The sequence below is a fragment of the Serratia sp. CC22-02 genome, assembly GCF_900182895.1.
Lineage (GTDB): Bacteria > Pseudomonadota > Gammaproteobacteria > Enterobacterales > Enterobacteriaceae > Serratia > Serratia nevei.
The window spans coordinates 821,740-842,282 of record NZ_FXUD01000002.1 but is presented as its reverse complement, the minus strand read 5'-3'; the positions used below and the strand labels follow the sequence as shown (position 1 = coordinate 842,282).

The 20,543-nt window shown below is 55.0% G+C and carries 21 protein-coding genes and 2 pseudogenes; 8 read left to right on the top strand and 15 right to left on the bottom strand.

Features of this window, described 5'->3' with window-relative positions:
- Window positions 1–78: 78 nt before the first annotated feature.
- Window positions 79–1,767 (top strand): aspartate:alanine antiporter, encoded by a 1,689-nt coding sequence (locus QOL81_RS10900; RefSeq protein ID WP_047728000.1) that lies wholly within the window; start codon window positions 79–81, stop codon window positions 1,765–1,767.
- Window positions 1,768–2,060: 293 nt separating this feature from the next.
- On the opposite strand, the gene QOL81_RS10895 is transcribed toward QOL81_RS10900, so the two are convergent.
- Complete coding sequence (locus tag QOL81_RS10895) at window positions 2,061–2,276, bottom strand: ogr/Delta-like zinc finger family protein (RefSeq protein ID WP_089187588.1); 216 nt, start codon at window positions 2,274–2,276, stop codon at window positions 2,061–2,063.
- Here QOL81_RS10895 and QOL81_RS10890 point away from each other — a divergent pair.
- Both QOL81_RS10890 and QOL81_RS10885 read left to right on the top strand, forming a co-directional pair.
- A pseudogene (locus QOL81_RS10890) lies at window positions 2,227–3,336 on the top strand (phage terminase large subunit family protein); the annotation flags it as partial. The gene QOL81_RS10895 and the pseudogene QOL81_RS10890 overlap by 50 nt on opposite strands.
- Complete coding sequence (locus tag QOL81_RS10885) at window positions 3,336–4,370, top strand: phage portal protein (RefSeq protein WP_283439823.1); 1,035 nt, start codon at window positions 3,336–3,338, stop codon at window positions 4,368–4,370. The pseudogene QOL81_RS10890 and the gene QOL81_RS10885, both read left to right, overlap by 1 nt.
- Before the next feature lie 42 nt (window positions 4,371–4,412).
- Here the strand turns inward: QOL81_RS10885 and gstA are convergent, their stop codons facing one another.
- The gene (gene gstA, locus QOL81_RS10880; protein WP_283439822.1) at window positions 4,413–5,018 is read right to left on the bottom strand and encodes a glutathione transferase GstA; all 606 of its coding nucleotides are present in this window, start codon (window positions 5,016–5,018) and stop codon (window positions 4,413–4,415) included.
- 136 nt (window positions 5,019–5,154) lie between these two features.
- Here gstA and QOL81_RS10875 point away from each other — a divergent pair, with 136 nt between their 5' ends.
- Both QOL81_RS10875 and QOL81_RS10870 read left to right on the top strand, forming a co-directional pair.
- Entirely contained in the window at window positions 5,155–6,063 is a 909-nt protein-coding gene (locus QOL81_RS10875; protein WP_283439821.1) for a LysR family transcriptional regulator, read from the top strand.
- Window positions 6,064–6,204: 141 nt separating this feature from the next.
- The gene (locus QOL81_RS10870; protein ID WP_283439820.1) at window positions 6,205–6,759 is read left to right on the top strand and encodes an FMN-dependent NADH-azoreductase; all 555 of its coding nucleotides are present in this window, start codon (window positions 6,205–6,207) and stop codon (window positions 6,757–6,759) included.
- A 167-nt stretch (window positions 6,760–6,926) separates the two neighbouring features.
- Here QOL81_RS10870 and QOL81_RS10865 read toward each other — a convergent pair whose 3' ends face one another.
- The 10 genes and pseudogenes from QOL81_RS10865 to QOL81_RS10820 form a co-directional block, all read right to left on the bottom strand.
- Window positions 6,927–7,124, bottom strand: coding sequence for a hypothetical protein (locus QOL81_RS10865; RefSeq protein ID WP_283439819.1), 198 nt, complete (start codon window positions 7,122–7,124; stop codon window positions 6,927–6,929).
- A 47-nt stretch (window positions 7,125–7,171) separates the two neighbouring features.
- A complete protein-coding gene (locus tag QOL81_RS10860; protein ID WP_283439818.1) occupies window positions 7,172–7,354 on the bottom strand; it encodes a hypothetical protein in 183 nt (60 codons plus the stop codon).
- A gap of 80 nt (window positions 7,355–7,434) precedes the next feature.
- A pseudogene (locus QOL81_RS10855) lies at window positions 7,435–8,409 on the bottom strand (replication endonuclease); the annotation flags it as partial.
- 169 nt (window positions 8,410–8,578) lie between these two features.
- Window positions 8,579–9,322 carry an ankyrin repeat domain-containing protein gene (locus QOL81_RS10850; RefSeq protein WP_283439817.1) on the bottom strand — a complete coding sequence of 248 codons (744 nt, stop codon included), beginning with the start codon at window positions 9,320–9,322 and terminating at the stop codon, window positions 8,579–8,581.
- A gap of 89 nt (window positions 9,323–9,411) precedes the next feature.
- Entirely contained in the window at window positions 9,412–10,185 is a 774-nt protein-coding gene (locus QOL81_RS10845; protein WP_197757537.1) for an ankyrin repeat domain-containing protein, read from the bottom strand.
- On the bottom strand, window positions 10,182–11,663 hold the full coding sequence (locus QOL81_RS10840) for a Tle-like phospholipase domain-containing protein (RefSeq protein WP_149572169.1): 1,482 nt from the start codon (window positions 11,661–11,663) through the stop codon (window positions 10,182–10,184). The genes QOL81_RS10845 and QOL81_RS10840 overlap by 4 nt, the downstream gene beginning before the upstream one ends.
- A 381-nt stretch (window positions 11,664–12,044) precedes the next feature.
- The gene (locus QOL81_RS10835; protein ID WP_197757539.1) at window positions 12,045–12,395 is read right to left on the bottom strand and encodes a hypothetical protein; all 351 of its coding nucleotides are present in this window, start codon (window positions 12,393–12,395) and stop codon (window positions 12,045–12,047) included.
- 183 nt (window positions 12,396–12,578) lie between these two features.
- A complete protein-coding gene (locus QOL81_RS10830; protein WP_063989382.1) occupies window positions 12,579–13,271 on the bottom strand; it encodes a beta/alpha barrel domain-containing protein in 693 nt (230 codons plus the stop codon).
- Window positions 13,272–13,303: 32 nt separating this feature from the next.
- Window positions 13,304–14,305, bottom strand: a complete 1,002-nt coding sequence (gene pdxA, locus QOL81_RS10825) for a 4-hydroxythreonine-4-phosphate dehydrogenase PdxA (RefSeq protein ID WP_060421630.1) — start codon at window positions 14,303–14,305, stop codon at window positions 13,304–13,306.
- On the bottom strand, window positions 14,302–15,471 hold the full coding sequence (locus QOL81_RS10820; protein ID WP_139159302.1) for a four-carbon acid sugar kinase family protein: 1,170 nt from the start codon (window positions 15,469–15,471) through the stop codon (window positions 14,302–14,304). The genes pdxA and QOL81_RS10820 overlap by 4 nt, the downstream gene beginning before the upstream one ends.
- 58 nt (window positions 15,472–15,529) lie before the next feature.
- Between QOL81_RS10820 and QOL81_RS10815 the strand changes: the two genes are divergently transcribed.
- Entirely contained in the window at window positions 15,530–16,435 is a 906-nt protein-coding gene (locus QOL81_RS10815; RefSeq protein ID WP_060421622.1) for a LysR family transcriptional regulator, read from the top strand.
- Between the two features lie 55 nt (window positions 16,436–16,490).
- Here QOL81_RS10815 and eco read toward each other — a convergent pair whose 3' ends face one another.
- Both eco and QOL81_RS10805 read right to left on the bottom strand, forming a co-directional pair.
- The gene (gene eco, locus QOL81_RS10810) at window positions 16,491–17,003 is read right to left on the bottom strand and encodes a serine protease inhibitor ecotin (protein WP_049202226.1); all 513 of its coding nucleotides are present in this window, start codon (window positions 17,001–17,003) and stop codon (window positions 16,491–16,493) included.
- Between the two features lie 140 nt (window positions 17,004–17,143).
- Window positions 17,144–17,989 carry a 5'-methylthioadenosine/S-adenosylhomocysteine nucleosidase gene (locus tag QOL81_RS10805; protein ID WP_283439833.1) on the bottom strand — a complete coding sequence of 282 codons (846 nt, stop codon included), beginning with the start codon at window positions 17,987–17,989 and terminating at the stop codon, window positions 17,144–17,146.
- Between the two features lie 147 nt (window positions 17,990–18,136).
- Here QOL81_RS10805 and QOL81_RS10800 point away from each other — a divergent pair, with 147 nt between their 5' ends.
- Window positions 18,137–18,871 carry a phosphatase PAP2 family protein gene (locus tag QOL81_RS10800; protein WP_060421613.1) on the top strand — a complete coding sequence of 245 codons (735 nt, stop codon included), beginning with the start codon at window positions 18,137–18,139 and terminating at the stop codon, window positions 18,869–18,871.
- 5 nt (window positions 18,872–18,876) lie between these two features.
- Window positions 18,877–19,482: an undecaprenyl-diphosphate phosphatase gene (gene ybjG, locus QOL81_RS10795; RefSeq protein ID WP_060421609.1), complete on the top strand. Its 606-nt coding sequence runs from the start codon at window positions 18,877–18,879 to the stop codon at window positions 19,480–19,482.
- 37 nt (window positions 19,483–19,519) lie between these two features.
- Here the strand turns inward: ybjG and QOL81_RS10790 are convergent, their stop codons facing one another.
- Window positions 19,520–20,356, bottom strand: a complete 837-nt coding sequence (locus QOL81_RS10790) for an aldose epimerase family protein (protein WP_283439816.1) — start codon at window positions 20,354–20,356, stop codon at window positions 19,520–19,522.
- Window positions 20,357–20,543 lie beyond the last annotated feature (187 nt).

Sequence of the window (20,543 nt, the reverse complement as noted above, 5' to 3'; positions counted from 1 at the left end):
GACGTCGTTTTAAGGCTGAATTTATCTCTTATAGTTATCTATATCAAGCACTTACTGGTAAACAATAAGTTATCCTCCGTGAACATAAACGTCGCTAGTTTGTTAAACGGTAACTACATTCTGTTACTGTTCGTGGTACTCGCACTGGGGCTGTGCCTCGGTAAACTCCGTCTGGGCTCCGTCCAACTCGGTAATTCCATTGGCGTTTTGGTGGTTTCGCTGCTGCTCGGCCAGCAACACTTCGCCATTAACACCGAGGCGCTGAATCTCGGCTTTATGCTGTTTATTTTCTGCGTCGGCGTGGAAGCCGGGCCCAACTTTTTCTCGATTTTCTTCCGCGACGGCAAAAACTACCTGATGCTGGCGCTGGTGATGGTCGGCTCGGCGATGGTGCTCGCCATCGGTCTCGGCAAGCTGTTCCACTGGGACATCGGCCTGACCGCCGGCATGCTGGCCGGCTCGATGACTTCGACGCCGGTGCTGGTGGGCGCCGGCGACACGCTGCGCAACACCATCGTCAACGGCCCGGCGCTGCTGGCGGCGCAGGATCATCTGAGCCTCGGCTACGCCCTCACCTACCTGATCGGTCTGGTCAGCCTGATCTTCGGCGCGCGCTACCTGCCGAAGCTACAGCACCAGGACCTGTCCACCTCTGCCCAGCAGATCGCCCGCGAACGTGGCCTGGACACCGACAGCCAGCGCAAGGTCTACCTGCCGGTGATCCGCGCCTACCGAGTCGGCCCCGAGCTGGTGGCCTGGGCCGACGGCAAGAACCTGCGCGAACTGGGCATCTACCGCCAGACCGGCTGTTACATCGAACGCATCCGCCGCAACGGCATTCTGGCCAACCCGGACGGTGATGCGGTGCTGCAGGTGGGCGACGAGATCTCGCTGGTCGGCTACCCGGACGCCCACGCGCGGCTGGATCCGAGCTTCCGCAACGGCAAGGAAGTGTTCGATCGAGATCTGCTCGACATGCGCATCGTGACCGAAGAGATCGTGGTGAAGAACAGCAACGCGGTGAACAAGCGCCTGAGCCAGCTGAAGCTGACCGACCACGGCTGCTTCCTCAACCGCGTGATCCGCAGCCAGATCGAAATGCCGATCGACGACAGCATCGTGCTCAACAAAGGCGACGTGCTGCAGGTGAGCGGCGACGCGCGCCGGGTGAAGAGCGTGGCGGAGAAGATTGGCTTTATCTCGATCCACAGCCAGGTGACCGACCTGCTGGCGTTCTGCGCCTTCTTCATCATCGGCCTGCTGATCGGCCAGATCACCATTCAGTTCAGTAACTTCTCGTTTGGCATCGGCAACGCCGCCGGCCTGCTGATGTCCGGCATCATGCTCGGCTTCCTGCGCGCCAACCACCCGACCTTCGGCTACATTCCGCAGGGCGCGCTGAACATGGTGAAAGAATTCGGCCTGATGGTGTTTATGGCGGGCGTGGGCCTGAGCGCCGGCGCCGGCATCGGCCATAGCCTGGGCGCGGTCGGCGGCCAGATGCTGATTGCCGGGCTGATCGTCAGCCTGGTGCCGGTGGTTATCTGCTTCCTGTTCGGCGCCTACGTGCTGCGCATGAACCGCGCCCTGCTGTTCGGCGCCATTATGGGCGCCCGCACCTGCGCACCGGCGATGGAGATCATCAGCGACACCGCACGCAGCAACATCCCGGCATTAGGCTACGCCGGCACCTACGCCATCGCTAACGTGCTGTTAACGCTGGCGGGTTCACTCATCGTGGTGCTATGGCCGGGGATACTCGGCTGATCGATTAGCGGGAGAGATGGATCGGCGATAAAAATATTTTGATTTTTTTGTCGCCGGCCAGAACTTTCGTTGGGGGCCGCAGTCTGAATTAGTGCCACTGCTTTTCTTTGATGTCCCCATTTTGTGGAGCCCGATAATCCCGCCTTTTAGGTTCAAGATTATCGGGTTTTTTGTTGCCTTGAAAAAATATCCTTATAAAACAATGCTTCGAAAAACACATAATTACCCTGTGGCGACAAAGTGGCGACAGCCATTTTACGGACATAAAAAAACCTGCTTTCGCAGGCTTCTTGTTAAATCCAAAGTGTTCCCTGATTGCTTCGCGTTGGGTGCGGCGGAGCGATATCAACTTTGCCCGGTGATACGATCTGCCGCTGAATAGATTCCAGCGTCACAAAAGTACAACTGCAGTTTATGTTTTGGCATTGATGATAACGCTCCTTAGTGTTCTCACTAAGAGATCCGATGGTGCTGCCGAACGGCGCCCGCCTGATGTTCCTCGGCACCAACGTGCGCACTGCGCAGAGCTACACCGGCAATCTGTATCTTGATGAGTATTTCTGGATACCGAAGTTTCAGGAGCTGCGCAAAGTCGCCAGCGGGATGTCGCTGCACAAGCGGTGGCGCACCACCTACTTTTCCACTCCGTCGAGTCTGGCGCACTCCGCTTATCCGTTCTGGTCGGGGGAACTCTTTAACAAAGGCCGCCGCAGTAAAGCCGATCACGTTCAACTCGACCTCAGCCACAGCCACCTGTCAAAAGGCGTGCTGTGCGGTGATGGGCAATGGCGCCAGATTGTCACGGTTGAGGATGCGCTGACCGGCGGCTGTAACCTGTTCGACCTCGATCAGCTGTCGCTCGAATACAGCCCGGCAGAGTATCAGAACCTGCTGATGTGTGAGTTTGTGGACGATACCGCGTCGGTATTCCCGTTCGCCGAGCTGCAAGGCTGCATGGTCGATACGCTGGAAGAGTGGGAAGACTTCAACCCTTACGCCGTGCGGCCGTTCGGCTATCGCCCGGTGTGGATCGGCTACGACCCATCGGAAGCCAACGGCGGCGACAGCGCCGGGTGCGCGGTTATCGCGCCGCCAATGGTGGCCGGGGGCAAGTTCCGCGTTCTTGAGCGCCACCAGTGGCAGGGCATGAACTTTGCCGCGCAGGCCCAGAAGATTAAAGACCTGACCGAAAAATATTGCGTGGAGTACATCGGCATCGATGCGACCACCGTCGGCCAAGGCGTTTTCCAGCTGGTCCGCGAGTTCTTCCCGGCCGCGCGGGAAATCAAATACACCCCGGAAATCAAAACCGCCATGGTGCTGAAGGCAAAAGACACCATCGGGCGCGGCTGTCTGGAGTACGACACCAGCCACACCGACATCACCGCCGCCTTTATGGCGATCCGCAAAACCATGACCGCCAGCGGCGCGCGCTCCACCTACACCGCCAGCCGCAGCGAAGAAGCCAGCCACGCCGATGTCGCGTGGGCAATCATGCACGCCCTCTTAAACGAACCACTGACCGCAGGCAGCGGCCACAGCAGCCCAAACATTTTGGAGTTTTACTGATGAGCAAACGCAAAGGCCGCAAGGTATTTACCCCCCCGGCGCCAACCCCGGCAGCAAAGCAGAAGCAGGATTTCGAGGCGTTTACCTTTGGCGAACCGTCGGCTGTACTGGATAAGCGGGAAATTCTGGATTACATCGAATGCACAGGGAACGGCAAATGGTACGAACCGCCGATCAGCTTCGATGGGCTGGCACGCAGCTTGCGCGCCGCCGTGCATCACAGCTCGCCGATATATGTTAAGCGTAACATTTTGGCGTCAACATTCATCCCGCACCCCCTATTAAGCCAGCAGGAGTTTAGCCGTTACGTGCTGGATTATCTGGTATTTGGTAACGCCTTTTTTGAGGTCAGGAAAAATCGACTCGGAGAACCACTGCGCCTGCAGTGTTCACCGGCAAAATACACCCGCCGGGGTGTTGAACCTGATATGTATTGGTTTGTGCAGGACTGGAAAGAGCCGCACCGGTTTACGCCGGGGAGCGTTTTTCACATGATTGAACCGGATATTAACCAAGAGCTGTACGGTCTGCCGGAATATCTCAGCGCGTTGAATTCTGCGTGGCTGAATGAAGCGGCAACACTATTCCGCCGAAAATACTATCAAAACGGCGCGCATGCCGGGTACATCCTGTATATGACCGATGCAGCGCAAAGTACCAGCGACGTTGACAGAATGCGCCAAGCGATGCGAGATACAAAGGGGCTGGGGAACTTCCGCAATCTGTTTATGTACGCGCCTAACGGTAAAGCGGACGGCATCAAAATCTTGCCTTTAAGTGAAGTAGCTACCAAAGATGACTTCTTCAATATCAAAAATGCTACCCGAGATGATTTACTTAGTGCTCACAGAGTACCACCTCAGATGATGGGGATTATACCCAATAATACTGGTGGTTTCGGAGACGTAAAAAAAGCAGCGCAGGTATTTGTTCGTAATGAGTTGACACCGCTACAAGCAAGAATGAAGGAGATAAATAAATGGGCAGGAGAAAACATAATCAACTTTCTCAGCTATGAACTCCCTCTGGAATGATAAAAAAGCACAGCTACGTTATATCGTAGCTGTGCTTTCAAATTAACTACCCAACTCGACTTTAAAAGTTGACTGTACCGCAGGTCTGCTACTAACAGCACCCTTCAGCCTTGCCAAATTCGGCCATCTATCTATCGACATGGAAAAATAATCACACCAGTGAAGCATAACAAAAAGATACATATCTGCGATAGAATAGTTATCCCCCATGAGGTATTCATTATCACTTAGAACAGAATTGAAATATTCAAACGCATTATCAAGCTTAATTTTCGAAACTTCTTTCCATGGTTCTATAGCTGTTGGAAAGAAAAAAGCCGAAAAGTTCTTATGCAGATCCATACTGATACATGATAAAAAACTAGTTAGCTTGTATCTAGAAATAGTTCCCGCTTTAGGTACCAGATTTTTATTTGGCACCAAGTCTGCAATATAGCTTAGAATGGTTGTAACTTCAGTTAACACCTCACCATTATCTAAAACCAAAGCTGGTACCATTCCTTTTGGATTCACTTTCATAAAGTCTAAACCAGTCCCTGTTTTCTTTGTCGAGAAATCAACAGGTTCTATGTCAAAAGAAAGACCAGATTCCCGTAATGCAATATGTGTAGCCATTGAACAGGCATGAGGATGATAGTAAAGTTTCATTTTTTTCCTACTTCAGGTTGAGAAAGAATCTATGATTGAGGCTGTGTATTTGAGATAGTAGCCTAATTTCTCACTTGAATAATCTGCTATTTTATGGCTTCTTTGTTCAAAAAATCGGAACAATCAGGAGAGGGTTATGGACAAGTTAAAAGCAATGAAAATTTTCACGCGTGTAGTGGAAACGCTAAGCTTTACAAAGGCTGCAGAAAGTTTGAGCTTACCTAGGACCACAGTAACTGTAGCAATTCAAAGCTTAGAAAGCTCTCTTGATGTACGTCTCTTACATAGGAATACTCGCAACCTAAGTTTAACAGCGGAAGGAACTCACTACTACGCAGCATGCCTGCGTGTACTAGATGATTTAGAGGATACTGAACAAGCCTTCCAACATGGAGCGAAAAATCCCAAAGGGCATATACGTATAGAAGTATCGAATGCTATAGCAAGAAATATAATAATTCCCAAGCTAGTAGAATTCAACACCATCAATCCGAACATAACGATGGCTATTAGTACTGGCGATGACATTGTGGATTTAGTAAAAAATGGAGTTGACTGTGCTATACGAGTAGGAACCTTACAAGACTCCTCATTAATTGTTAAGAAAGTTGGCACATTGGACTTCATTATTTGTGGTTCACCATCTTATTTTCAAAACCACAAAATACCCCACAACGTCCTTGACCTAAAAGAACACTCCGCTGTCCGTTACATCTCACGTCAAAACGGCAGGCCTCTTGACTGGATAATAAACATCAATGGCGAAAACACTCAACTTGATGTTAATTCCAGTTTCTCCGTCAATGATGCAGACTCATATCTTGAATGTGGCTTGCAAGGGCTTGGTCTGATTATGCCGGCACGATTCATGGCGCAACACCATATTGCCTCAAACAGGCTAACTCAAGTTTTACCTGAACTCAAAAGCCCGAAACTGCCGATCTCAATTTTGTATCCACAAAGACACCACCTCAGTCCTAAAATTAAAATATTTACCGAGTGGGTTGCAAGCATTTTCGAAAAAAATGCAATCCCTCTTATATAAAAAACCGATTATAAATATTTTTTCAGCACTAAAAGAATTGTTCTTGATTTATGAATTCTGTAATCATAACTTGGATATTTACATTGAAGAAAATGAATGTGAGGATAGTACCTCCCTCACTCACTTATCCGATGAAACGACATGAAACTACTACATATAGACTCTAGCTCTGCCATTCAAGCATCAGTAACCAGGAAACTATCTGATGAAATTGTAAAAAAGCTGAATAAGAATGGAGAATATACAATTTTGTATATTGACCTTGATAAAGAAACAATACCTCACTTAAGATTAAACAAAGAAGACAATAAAAACACTAGCCTGGATGAAAAAATCCTAAACCAATTTTTAGATAGCGATACTATAGTATTGGGTGTTCCAATGTACAATTTAGGAATACCGTCATCACTAAAGGCATGGATTGATAGGATTGTTGTTCCCGGTGTTACATTTCATCATGAAAATAATGTCCCTGTTGGTTTGATTAAAAACAAAAAAATGTACCTTGCTTTATCTAGCGGGGGTATCTACGGCGACAATGATAAACACGAACACCAAGAAAGCTATCTCAAGTCATTGTTCTCTTTCCTAGGAATTAGTGACATTAGTATAATCCGTGCTGATGGAATGTCGATTCCTGATTATCGCCATGATTCAATTAAGGAAGCGCTTGAAGAGATCAACAAAATAACCTGATTTTTTCCTTACGCGCAATGCTATCCCCGCCTCGCCTGCGCGCTTTATGTGTCGCTTTTAATGCAGCTGCATGATCCGGCGCGATCCGCGCCAGTGCTGGCGCTGCGGGGGTAAAAATAACACCGGATCATCATGCGATTTCATGCACTCTATGCATGCATGGGCTATCAGCAGAGAAAAAGGTATGTATTGTGCTGATAACGCCCCTCGTCAATCAGCCTGAAAACATGGCTGGACTGGTGCTTGATGTAGTAATTCGCCTCTTCAGGCGTTAGGTGTGTGCCGAGCTGGTTTGCGGCGTGAATGAAATCAACGGTCTTTATGCGGCGGCCCTTGCCGTTCTCGTTGAAGTTCAGCGCCACCATAAACGCCCCGGCTAAGTTTAAATCTCGTCTCATACGTCACCTATGGATTAAGAGATCGCGGCAAGCTGCCTGATCACTTCTGCTTTTTCAGGGGCAATGCTGCTTTTCATCTCCCCCGCCAATTCTGAAATCCATATCAGTGCAATGTCTTTGTCTTTCGCTTGGCTCTCATAACAAATCCCCAGACGGGCGATGAGTTCAATTCTTTCTAAAACAACAACTTCGTCCACTGCTTGCACCCTTTCCCTCCGATGCTTAATTACTGTACATACATACAGTATATGCCTATCGGATTTAATTGCGCAACAAATTATTGGAAGGCCGCCCAATCGCTAACCGCTGGATAGTGCATTGAAATATCACCAAATTTGACTTTAGCGCCGCGTGCCAGTGCTTCCAGTTCCGAGCGTGTTGGCTCGATGCCGTGTAGTGCCAGCTCTGAGTAAATTCTGGGAACGCGATCGCGTTCAGCAGTGGTTAATCTTGCTGAAGGAGCTGGCTCCGGCCTGCTATATGGGTCAATGCTTCTCTGTTGCCTGTTTATCTGCGGGGCATCTGCCCGTAAACGCGCCATAACAGACCGTGCAACGGTCATGTCATCCCAGTCAATTGGGGTGTCTGGATGGTGTTCCATCACCACCACGGACTCTACAGGCTCCCCATCCTGCGTATTTTCGGCGCCATCGCTGCCGACCAACCCACAGTTATTGACAGGACTCCGAGGCGCGCCGGAGGCGCTTTTCAAAGTCAAAGGCTCAACGGCGACAGCTTTCGCGACGATGCGCCATTGCGTGGTGCGGGTTTCATAAACATGATCGGCGCCGATATGCGGGGCAAAAATCCCCGCGATTTTCTGCACCTCTTCATCATAGGCGTTGCGCTCGTCGGCAACCCGGCGGGCCACACGCACTGTCTGATCGTCGTGGGCAACGTTGGGGCCACCCTGCGCCAAAATATAATCGGCAAAAAGACCGGCGTCGGCGGCAGCACGCACCGCTTCCACCCTTTCGTCAAACTCCTCGGCCAGACTGACAAAGCGGATCTTGCGACACTCACGCCATGCCCCGCGCGACGGCAGGCCGATAAAGTGAAATTGAGGGATACGCCACGTTGACGCCCACGCGGTGACGGCGGCGGCAGTATCAGTCAACAGCTCGCCGGTTTCATGATCGCGTTCACCGTCCAGCGCGTAGCCGTCGATGTTTTTTGCAATATATTTAGCGAGATAGCCCGCCGCACCGCCTTTGTTCAGGTGCTTGCAGTCAAAACGGTTTTTGGCGGCGCCGCTGTTCAAAGAGATGGCGTCACAAACGATACTTAACAGCACCCCACTCTCGTCACCACCGGCTGGGTGCTCTTTGATGGCACATCCCATCATCTTCCTGTATGTCATCATGTCATGGTACTGCACTGGGGGAAGTGCCGGCATTGTCCCCCATGAGAGTCGAGACCATCTAATTCACCTGTTTTATTTTTTCTTTAATTTTAATTAGTTTTTTTATGTACGCATTGCTCTTATCACCTTTGGCTATTTCCGCAGAAATCAGAGAAAGGAAGCTGTCATTAAAGTCATCTTTGGCTAAGGGGTTAGCGCCATGAGCCAAAAGAACCTCAATGTGCTCAGGGCAGCTGTTATACAGCGCATTAATTAATGGCATTCGGCTCATAGCGCCTTTGATATTAACATCAGCTTTGTATGCAATTAATATCTTTAATGTTTCGGTGTTCGCCGCATCAAAACTTTCAAATATAATGGGTTGATTATGAACCTTATCTCTGGCATTTGGAGAGAGCCCGCCCTCTAACATAGCTTGTATCCATACGCCTTTATTCGCCTTCATAACAAATTCAGCTGGGCTACTCCCCCCCTCAGCTCTTGGCTGCAGTGGGTCTGCTCCCGCCTTGACCAGAGCCGTAATGATCTTGAGCCGCTCTGGCGTGTTCTTGTCAAAGATAGCGTTATTTATCGCCCAGAATAATAACGGCATCTCCGCCTTGGCCGGCCGATTTAACGTTTCTTTGCTTACCGTCGGTAAAACCTTATCCAGCTTTTGCCTGTCACCCTCGTAGATGATCTTGGCGATGTCCAGCTGCTTACCTTCAAAGTAATCCTGTGGTTGTAGATCCCTACCTTGTTCGCATCCCTGCATCATGAGCATCGACAGCAACATGATAATGATAAGAGTGCTGTGCCTCATGCCATCTCCATTTTTAACATAACCACGGCCCAACTTTGCTTTATTACCGTATCAGTATCCCTCTACACCCTTGGGATACTGAGAACAGCTTATTTACTGACAGGAGCAGGCGGCCATTTCCCGCCACGCTTAATTAGCTCGTCTTTGATGCGCTCAAGAGACGCTTTCGCCTCACTGCCGTCCTGACTCCTATCAATCAGCCGTTGCAGTTGATTACCCATCGTCCAACCCGAGTTGCCTCTTATATCGCTATCGGCACCTTTTTCTAAAAGAAGAATGACGTGGTCATAGGAGTGATAGTCTAAAGCATCGATGAGCAGCGTATCACCCAGTGAATTTCTTATATTTATATCAGCACCATGCTCCAACATGACCTCTAATGTTTCTGTGTTTTTTGCAAAGATGCTATTAAATATAATGGGTTGATTATGAACCTTATCCCTAGCATTTGGAGAAAGCCCGCCCTCTAACATAGCCTGTATCCAGATACCTTTATCCGCTTTCATAACAAATTCAGCTGGGCTACCTGGCGTGTTGGGTTGAGGCTGTAAAGGATCTGCGCCGGCTTTTACCAAGTCAGTGATAATTTTCAGCCTTTCAGGTGTGGTTTTATCATAGATGGCATTGTTTATTGCCCAGAACAATAAGGTCATTTCTTCCTTAGCTGGACGATTTAAGATCTCTTTGTTTACTGATGATAACTGTTTATCCAACTGCGGCCTGTCACCATCATAAATGGCTTTGGCAATGTCCAATTGCTGACCGTCAAAATAATCCTGCGGTTGTAAATCCATACCTTTTTCGCACCCCTGCATGATGAGCGTAGACACTACCATCGTGATAATGAGAATAAGTTTTTTCATATTCTTCCCTTGATTGTGGCAATGTCATCGTCTTTTTCATTTTCAATGCATTGTATCGCCTGGTCTATACCGTGCTTATCCAGCAGTGAGCCTGTTCCACCGGAAAGCGTGTGTTTTACTCCCACGGCGTCAGGCGCCAACATGGACAACCGTTCTTTCGCCATCACCGCCGGCGGATAAAATTTGAGGTCTTTGGCATCCTCCCACAAATCAACCTCCTGCAGCTTGGTCAACAGCTCCCCTTTCACGCGATACGCCTGAATATTATCGACACTACCTATTATAGAGCCGCCGTATTTTTCTACGGTTCCCGCATGCAATCCAGCGGCATTAAACGTCCAAGCTGGCTTGCCGCTGGCCATGGAGGCAGCAGACGCCATGCCACCACCTAATGAGTGACCTGCAACGTCGATATTGGATACCTTTGAAATTTTATCGCCAATACCAACCGCTTTTTTGTAGTATTCAGAATTAAGCCCTATTCCCTGAGCACCGTTGTTTTTCCAGTCACTGAGATTTTTAATGCCTGATAAGTCACCCCTTATTAAGGCTTTTTGGGTTGCGCGGCTTATTCCCTCCGGGAATTCTGGTGCCCGCGATCCGCGGAATACCACCGTCGGGTTCATCGCCTTGCCAAAGACACTTTCGTCTGGCTGATAAACTCGGGCTAAAAAGTCAGGATTCATTGGTTTGTCATAAAGCATGTTACTGCTCAAACCAAGCCGGCCCAGCACCCCATCATTGTTACTGATGTCCTTCCAGCCCTCAGGGATGTCTATCGTGTCCTTGAGTGGGTTAGTGGTCTTGTAAACATTCTCAGCCAGCTTCGCTTTTTCGACCGCGACGTTGTTCTCCGCCAATCGCTGTGCCGCCATGCGCGCATCCGGGTAAATGCTGCGGTTGCCTCGCCCTATCAGGTATTGGCGTTCTTGCCAGCGCTCTGCCTTGGTCATCGGACGGATGGCCTGTACCGTGGCGGCAACGGTTGCCACTGCGGTAGCGATAGCTTGCTGCAGAGGGGGATTCAGGGTCGTATTCTGCCTCGCCGGCAGCACCGTCGGTTTTGCCCGCCGGCCATAGCGGCTGACCATTTCTTCATAGCGGGCGATCACGCGCCCTGTAGGATAAAAGGCAGGAAGAGAGCTGCCGGGATAGCGCTGTAATCGGCCTTCCGCGTCGACGTAAAACGCGTATTTGGTCGGCGTCCAGGCACCTATTTCCTCATCAATCGCCAGCAAACCGCCCCGATTGAGATCATCGAACACGCTGCGCTTCACAATCGCGTCCTCACGATAACCGGTGACGCCAATACCGGATTGAGTATTGCGGGTTATGGAATACCGGCTGCTTATCGATATGCCGGCTGCGCCGCCGAACAGATAATGCCGTTCCAGCTCATGGCACGCTTGTGTCGGGGTGAGTATCCGGGAGAAACTTTCCGGCGCCGTGTGTTCAGAAAAGAGAGAGAGCAGCTTCATACGGCACCAGTCCGTACGTCGCTTCCCTGAGGCGGCGTTCCGGCCCCTTTCCTTGTCACCTCGCCGAGATTTAGCGAACGATAACGCATTGGATATCCTTATCTTGCAGGTCACTGCATGTCCGTGAATGTTCGAAAAACTAGCACAATTCAGCAAAGATTGCTTTGTTGTCTTGCTGTTCACACCGTAACACCCGGTGGAGGAAATCCATGCAATGGCGTTTTTCGGCAGCGGCATCTGGCATACGCCATAGGAAAATAAATCTCAGATAAAAGCCTGGCGGAAAATCAGAAGGGATATAGAGAAAAAGAAAAATGGCACACCCGACGTTGCTGGGCTGCTTTTGCTGCGCCGGCCCCAGGCCGGCGCAGCAATGCCCGTTTAGAACCGCTGTTTGATAGGTTCATCACTGTTCAGATTACCGTTGGCCTGCGCTTCCCCGCAGGTGGTGGGGCCAAAGGCCACCACTTTGCCGTCGCTGTTTCTGAAGCCGACGTAGAACGGCGTCACGGTGCCGTTCGGCAAGCGGTGGTTATAGTCGTGGCACACGCCCTGGCCGTTCAGCGTCGGCCGGGTGGCGATCGGCGCGCCGAAATCCCGGCTTATCGAGCGCTTGTCGGCGCCGACGTAAAAGGCCTCGGCGATCTTTTGATCGCGCAGCAGGCTGAAGGTATCGCAGCCGGTTAACAACAGGCTCACCGCCACAACGGCACTCCCTAACCCTTTATTCATTTTTCACTCCCTCTATATATATTGAACCTGGCGGCAATTAGGCTGTTTTGCCGGGTAAACGTCGGCGAGCGCCCAAGGGCGTGCCTGCTCGCTAGAGCATTAAAAAGAGAAGCCATACAAATTAATGATTCAACGAATGAGATAACCGCCCCATCGCCGTGGAAAGAACCGAATGGAGACGCGTTACAGTTTGCGGATCACATTGCCAATCAGGCATTTCACGGCGTTGACTTGCGCCGTCAGCCCCGGCTTGTCGGCGGGAAACACGCCGTCCAGCGCCGCGGTACCGACGGTGAAGCCAACCGCATTGCCCGTCACCACGGCGGCGATGCGATCTTCGCGGTCGATAGACCCGGCGATATAAACCGGTTTGTCGACCGCATCGCACACCCGCCGAATCAACGTCGGCACGTCGCCGGCAAAGCGGTAGGCCAGCAGATCCAGCCCTGTCACGCCCGGTAAAGCGGCGCGCTGGCGGGCGCTGGCGACAATGTCTTCGATGTCACCTTCCAGCACGCTGGGATGGCCGCTGATGCGGCCGGCAAACGGATAGTAGCGCAGGCCAGACTGACGAATGATCGGCAGCACGCTTTCCGGCCGCGTTCCCCCCATCAATACATCAACGCCCAACGCCAGCGCCGCGCGCGCCGAATTCATCTCGCTTTCCTCATCCAGGCTGACCACTTCCAGATAAGCGGTGGCGCCACCGGCGTGGATCGCCTGCGCCAACTGTTTAAGTTGATCCAGCGGCAGGCCGATATCCTTAAAGCCGATATGCTTCACGCCGGCAGCCAGCACCTCTGGTAGCCGCGCTTGCGCATCGGGCACCGTGCTGTCGTTGCGCGTCAGCATGAAAATAAACTCGGGTGTGTGCATGGTGTTTCCTTATTGTCTTCAGGTGATATGAGTTATTGGGCGTGCAACATTTTTTCCGCCTGCCGGAAGGCGTACAGCAGGCTGGCGTGTTCCGCCCGTCCGCTGCCCGCGATATCGAACGCCGTACCGTGGTCGACCGAGGTGCGGATAAACGGCAGGCCGACGGTGACGTTAACGCCGTGATCCACCCCGAGATATTTCACCGGGATCAGGCCCTGGTCGTGATATTGGGCGACCACGATGTCGAACTCCCCGCGCCGGGCGCGCATGAAAACGGTATCGCCGGGCCAGGGGCCGCTGACGTCCAACCCCTGTTCCCGCGCCAGGGCGATGGCAGGCACGATGACGTCAAGATCTTCGCGGCCGAACAGGCCATTCTCCCCGGCATGCGGATTCAGGCCGGCCACCGCAATGCGCGGTTTCGCAATGCCCAGCGCCCGACAGGCCGTTTGCGCCAGATGAAACGCGCGCAGTTCGTTTTCCACGGTCGCCGCGTCGATGGCGTCCCGTAGCGAAACGTGAATGGAAACCAGGATCACCCGCAGCTCGTCGTTGGCCAGCATCATGGCGAAGTCCGGGGTGCCCGAGCGCGCCGCCAGGATCTCGGTGTGCCCCGGATAATCGATCCCCGCCAGGCGCATAGCCTCCTTGTTCAGCGGCGCGGTGACGATGCCGGCGATACGCCCCGCCAACGCCAGATCGATGGCGGCAACCACCCAGGCATAAGACGCCGCGCCCGCGCGCTTATCGAGCCTGCCGAGGGGCAAGTCCGCCGGCAGCGCAACGCCGGCGGAATAGACGGCGGTTTCTCCCCGCATCCAGGCTTCGTCCCATCCCGCCAGCGAGGCGGGCAGCTCGCGGAGGTGCAGCGTCAGCCCCAGACTGGCCGCCGCGCGCGCCAGGGCACCGGCATCGCCAATCACCACATAAGGCGTGCTCAACCGCTCTTTGGCCGCCAGTTTGGCGATGATCTCCGGCCCGATGCCGGCGGGATCGCCCATGGTTATCGCCAGCGGCAAGGTGGAAAGGGTCATCGTTTTTCTCCTTCTCGGTCAGCGCGCAACCGGGTTACGCAGTTCAACAACGTACCGGCCCGGCCAAAACCGCCCGCCTTGGTGGCGAACGGCAGCCTGCGGCCCGGCAGATTTAACAACCCGAAAGGCACGCCGGGTTCCACCTCACCGAACAACGTCAATGAGCCGGCCGCCATGGCGTCGACGATGCGCCGCGCGGTATCGCCGCCGGTCGCCACCAGCCCGTCGAAGGCGGGCGTGCAACGGCTGACGACCGCGCCCAGCGCAGCGGCATGATCCGCCGCGGCCGCTCGCGACCGGGGCGACATCAGGCAAACCACATCGGCACGCGCAAACGCCGCTCGCACCTCTTGCGCTATCGCCTCGAGATCGGCCGCTTCCGGCAGCGTGACAAGCACCGCGCCCGCCTGCCGCAGGCTTGCCAGCTGGGCGTCATTCGCCGGATGCAGGCTGCCAATCGCCACCAGCACCTTGCGGGCTCGCAGCGGCGGTTGAGCGGGCGGCGCGTTCTCCTCCGAGGACAACGCGCGCGACAGCGCCGCCGCCAGGCCCGGCGATCCCACCCACACCACCGGTTCGGCAATGCCGATCCGCCTCACGACCTCATCCAGCTCGCCGTTGTCTGCGGCGTCGAATACCTGAAAGCGCGTCGGCTCCAGCCCCGCCATGCGCTCCATGACGTAGCCGGTGACGATCGGGTTCTTCGGATCGCGCGCAAAGGCGGTCTGCTCCAGCGCGACGCCGTCGACGTATTGCCGGCCGCCCACCGTGGTGCGGCCGGCATCCGGGAAGGCCGGCGCGACGATGGCGAGACGGCGCCCGCTGCCCGTCAGCGCCCCGCGCGTTTCCGGCCCCAGATTGCCGCGCAGCGTGGAATCCACCGTTTTGTAGATGAGGCGCGCCGGTTTCACGCAGGCGGCGGCATGGCGAAAACGCCGCTCCGCCTGCTCCGGCGAAACGAAGCGGGAATCTAAATCGAAGGCGACGATCTCCGCGTCCTGCAACGCGGCATCGGGCAGGCGCAGCATGACGCAGGCATTCAGTCCGCGTGCGGCGAACGGGGCCGCGCCGTCGAGCGCGCTGGTAAGATCATCGGCGAGAATGGCAATCATCGCAGTTACCCGTAAGTGGAAAGTGATGCACACTTTGGCGGATTTGGCTGGCAATAAAAAACGATTTGCGTAGTATCGATGATTGACAAAAACTCAATCAAAAGGGGGCGCAGTGCGTCAACGAAGATTGCCTAACCTGGCGGTATTGCGGGCTTTCGAAGCTACGGTGCGGTACGGCAGCGTGTCGAAAGCCGCCAAATCTCTCAACGTCACCGACGGCGCCGTCAGCCGCGCGGTGCGCGAATTCGAGCAGACCCTGGGATTCGCGCTGTTTCAACGCACCAGCCGCATGGTGCACCCGACGCCGCAGGCGCAAGAGCTGGCGAGCGAGATCGGCCGGGGGCTGGACAACCTGCAGTCGGCGATCGACCGCGCCTGTCGGCATCATCAGAATCGCCCGTTGGTGATCTCCTGCGAGCCGACCTTTCTGATCCGCTGGCTGATCCCGCGTCTGGCCGGTTTGCAGCAGGCGGTGGGGAAAGAACGCGATCTGCAGCTGGTCTCCGCCGGCGGCGCCGTCGCCTTCTCGCGTGAAGGCATCGATCTGGCGATCCGCCGCAACGATTTCCCGATCGCCGACGACGTGGTCGCCCGCCCGTTCCTCAAAGAACGGGTCGGCCCGGTATGCCGCCGGGAGCATGCCGCGGCGGGGCATGAACTGCGCGGTACCCTGCTCCACACCGAGACGCGCCCGTATGCCTGGCGCGACTGGTGTGCCCACAGCGGCATCGAGATCCGGCCGGGCAACGAGCTGCGTTTCGAACATTTCTATCTCAGCCTGCAGGCGGCGGTCGCCGGTGCCGGTATCGGCATCGGCCCATTGGCGCTGGTGGCGGATGATATCGTCAACGGCGCGCTGGTGGCGCCATATGGCTTTGCGCCTGACGGGACGGATTACGTGCTGATGACCCAGGCCGACGGCCAGGAGGATGCGATCTTCTCAACGGTGTTGGATTGGCTGATCGCCATGGGGGAAGAAACCGAACGGGCGGTGTTGGCGAGCGAAGGGAAAGCATAACGGGGAAAAGTCTCCGCCTGCCGCGCACGGCAAGCGGAGTGGCGTCAGGCGGCGATTACTTCTGTTCGGCCTGGCTTACGGTATCTTCGGCTTTCCAGATGCGATATTTCACTTCCGCGTCTTTCGGCGCGTACACCACGATCGGCAGACGGCTGTTGTAGCGCTGCATCGCGGCATCACCCAGGTTGGCGGCGATGAATTGCTTGGTCTTGGTGTTGTCCGGGCAGCCCATCAGCGTGGAGGCCGGATCGGACAGCTTCTCCAGCACCAGGTAGTCATAGCCCCAGCCGGAGAGGGTTTTGGTCTCCAGCGTGCCGCCAATCATGTGGCGGTTGCAGTCCACTTCCAGCGTCTTGCCGATCAGCAGTTCCACCTTGTAGTTCTCTTCGTGCTCTTGCTTCGGCAGGTAGATCACCTGGCGGTTCATGCCCTTCTCGGCTTTCGGGTAAGGCGCGATTTTTTCCAGCGGCTGTTTGCTGATATCCGCATCATCACCAGAGGTCGCCGCCATGGCGCCGGCGGAAACGGCCATCAGCAGGCCAGAAAATACAACGGATGCCTTGTTCATGTTTTATCCCTACACGTTGTCAAATAATCCGCCTATAAACTAATACACTACAGCCAAGCCCGCCACAGGTTTAATCTTCTTTACAATAGGCGATCAATAGTGACAATCGCCTGATATCGCCGATTAACCGGAGCAATGACTCAGCGTTTCTTCAGGTTGGCAACATAGGCCTTCACCACCTGATAGACATAATCCTGGCATGCCAGCCCGGTTTGCGGATCGTACTTGCCCTGATTGGTGATGTTGTTGGACAACACGCGAATGCCGACGAACGGCACCTTGAACTCGGCGGCGATCTGCGCGGCGGAGGCGGTCTCCATCTCTTCGACCGACGTCAGGTAGCTGTCGTGGAAATAGCGAATGCGATCCAGCTCGCTGTTCCATACGTCGGCCGAGCCGATCACCCCTTCCACGACCTTGCCCTGTCGGTAATCGCCCTTAACGCTTTGCGCAATCGCCAGCAGGTTGGGGTCGGCGGGAAACTGACGCAGGCTGTGCGCCTTTTTGTCCTCGCCGGCGCTGCCTTTGGAAGCCAACAGATCCATCGGCTGCCACTGCCGCGAGTCGCTGCCTTCCCCCAACGCCTTGACCGGCGTTTTGAACGCCCCGAGATTGACCGAATATTTGCCCAGCACGATGTCATATACTTTCAGTGCCGGATCATGGCCGCCGGCGGTACCCTGGTTGATGATCGCCACCGGGTGAAACTGCGTGGCGGCGATCGCCGTGGCCGCCGCGGCGTTGGACATGCCCTTCAGCGTCTCCGACACCACCACCGGGTAGCCGTCTACGGTGCCGTGCCAAAAGCGCCAGCCGCCGATCTGCTCCTCGCGCGGGTTTTCCAACCGCTGGGCAAAACGTTCCGCCTCCACCGGCATGGCGCCCTGCACCACGATCGGCCCGGCGGCCGCAGGTTGGCCAAAGCTCAGCGGAGAAAAGGCCGCACCGGCAGCCGCCAACAGTAAGACACGCGCTTTATTCTGCATCACCACACTCTCATCCCGAAAAAAAGCAAACGATTACCTTAGCCGAAGGCGGTGGTCTCGGATAGGGTTTTCTTACCGGTGGACTAAGGTTTTCTTAAGACAGAATTATTACAGTGGCGTTATTCAATCCTGCCACCGAGCCTGCGCGTGAATCCAGAATCGTCATTAAATCAATCCTCAACGGCACCGCAAATTAAGACAACCGCCCTTTACTCCCTGCCGGCATCCTTTTACCGTTGGCAGGTTTTTGGCCTGCTGATCAGCGGCCTGCTGTTCCTGTGGCTCTCCCGCAACGAACAGCTGGACTGGGCGATCAGCAACTTTTGGTACGATCCCGCCAGCGGGCATTTCCCGTGGCAAAACAATTATTGGCTGGATCTGATCAACCACCGCCTGCTGAAGCAAATAGTGATCGTCGGGGCGGTGCTGACGCTGTTTTGGGGCATCTATCGCCGCAGCGCGCGCCTGATCGTGACCATGCTGTTGATCGGGATCGGCCCGTTGGTGGTGGGCATTCTCAAGGCCACCAGCGCGCACTCCTGCCCGTGGGATCTGATCGAGTACGGCGGCAAGGCGATGTCCTTCCCGCTGTTCGGCGCGGTACCGCCGCTGCCGGGCCCCGGCCGCTGCTTCCCCGGCGGGCACGCCTCAAGCGGTTTCGCGGTCATGGCGTTGTTTTTCCTGTTTTATCCGCAGCGTCCGCGCCTGGCCTGGTGGTGCTGGTGCGGCGGCATTGCGCTCGGTATGCTGATGGGCTTTGGCCAGATCATGCGCGGCGCCCATTTTCTTACCCATAACCTGTGGGCGGGTTGGTGGGTTTGGTTAAGCCAGTTGGCTATTTATTGGACGGTTAGCGGCTATTGGCGCCGCAAGACGAGGTAACGGTTATGGAACAGTTGAACCATTTTCTTTTCGCCTGGATCAATGCGACCCCGGCGTCTCCCGAGTGGATGATCGATTTCGCCACCTTTTTGGCGCGCGATCTGATCATCATCGTGCCGCTGCTGATCGTCGGCCTGTGGCTGTGGGGGCCGCAAAGCCAGCTGGTTTCGCAGCGCCAGGTGGTGGCGAAAACCACTATCGCGCTGCTGTTCGCCATGCTCGCCGCCGCCACCATCGGCGCGCTGCTGCCGCATGAGCGCCCGTTCGTCGCCGGCGTTGGCTATACCTTCCTGGCACATGCGCCGGACAGCTCGTTCCCGAGCGATCACGGCACCGCCATCTTTACCTTTGCGCTGGCGTTTCTGTTCTGGCACCGGGTCTGGTCCGGCGTGCTGCTGATGATCGTCGCCGTCGGCATCGCCTGGTCACGCGTTTACCTCGGCGTGCACTGGCCGCTGGATATGGTCGGCGGTTTCCTGCTCGGCCTGGTCGGCTGTCTGTTCGCCCAGCTGGTGTGGAATCTGTTCGGCGATGTCATCGCCGACAAGCTGTCGCGCCTGTATCGTTTCCTGTTCGCCTTCGCCATTCGCCGTGGCTGGGTGAAAGAGTAACTGCACAACATGACCGGGGCGTTACCGCCCCGTTATTTCACACCACGCCGGTGGTCACGCAAAACGCCCGCGTTTTTCCCGCCTCAAGCATCATTCCCGCCTCTTCCTCCAGCGCATTCGGGCGACAGTTCGCCGGCTGGATAAAAGCCAGCAGCCGCCGGTTGCCCTGAACGGCGATGCGCCGCAGGCCATAGTTGAATTGCCCGGTAGCGAAGCGCGTCACATAGCGCCGGCCTTGCGGTGCCAGCATAAAGAACTCGGCCTGATCCACATAGCGCGACAGATCGTCGGAGCACAGCAGTTCCTGCCCGAGCGCATCCCCCAACAGCGCCGGCGCCGGCAGGTTCTGACGGAATACCGCGTCGGGAATGCAGCCGTAGTTGAGGCGACACACATAGCGCAGCGGCTGCGGCCGCTCGGCCAGGTTGGTGACCGTCATCTCAATGGCGAACTGTGCGCTCTGCGCCGCCAGACGCAGCGCCGGGCCGATGCGCCAACGCCCACCCGCCCGCTCCCCCTCGCCGTGCAACGTCAGCTCATCGCCCGCCAGTTGGAGCCACACGCGTTGCATCTGCAGCGGCTCACCGTCCTGATTCGGCCAGGCAGGGCAGAACGCGGCATCGTCAGCGCGCTTTCTTCCGGCGCCCTTTACGCTGCGGCGGCCCGACTTCAGCGAATAACCGTCAAACTCGGCGTCCCAGATCGCGAGGCCCTGATACGGTAAAACCGTCAGTGCGCCACGATGATTCGCCAACGTCAGCATCGGCCCGCGTTCTGTACAACGATGCGTGCTCACCGCAAAATCCGCATTGCGGAACAGTTCCTGCCGATGCGCCCCGAAAGCTTCAGGAGCCAGATCGATGTTGATCTTCATCTTTTTTCCCTCGACGTTGCGCCCGCGCAGGCCGCGAGCCCTTAAATGTTATTTAAATAACAAATGAAACGCCTTTAAGTTATACCTATAACAGCCTGATAGCGACGATCGGATCGACATTTTTTAAACATCACTAGGTTTATCGGCATCTGAATGTTATTATTTTCACATTACCCATCCCGCTTAC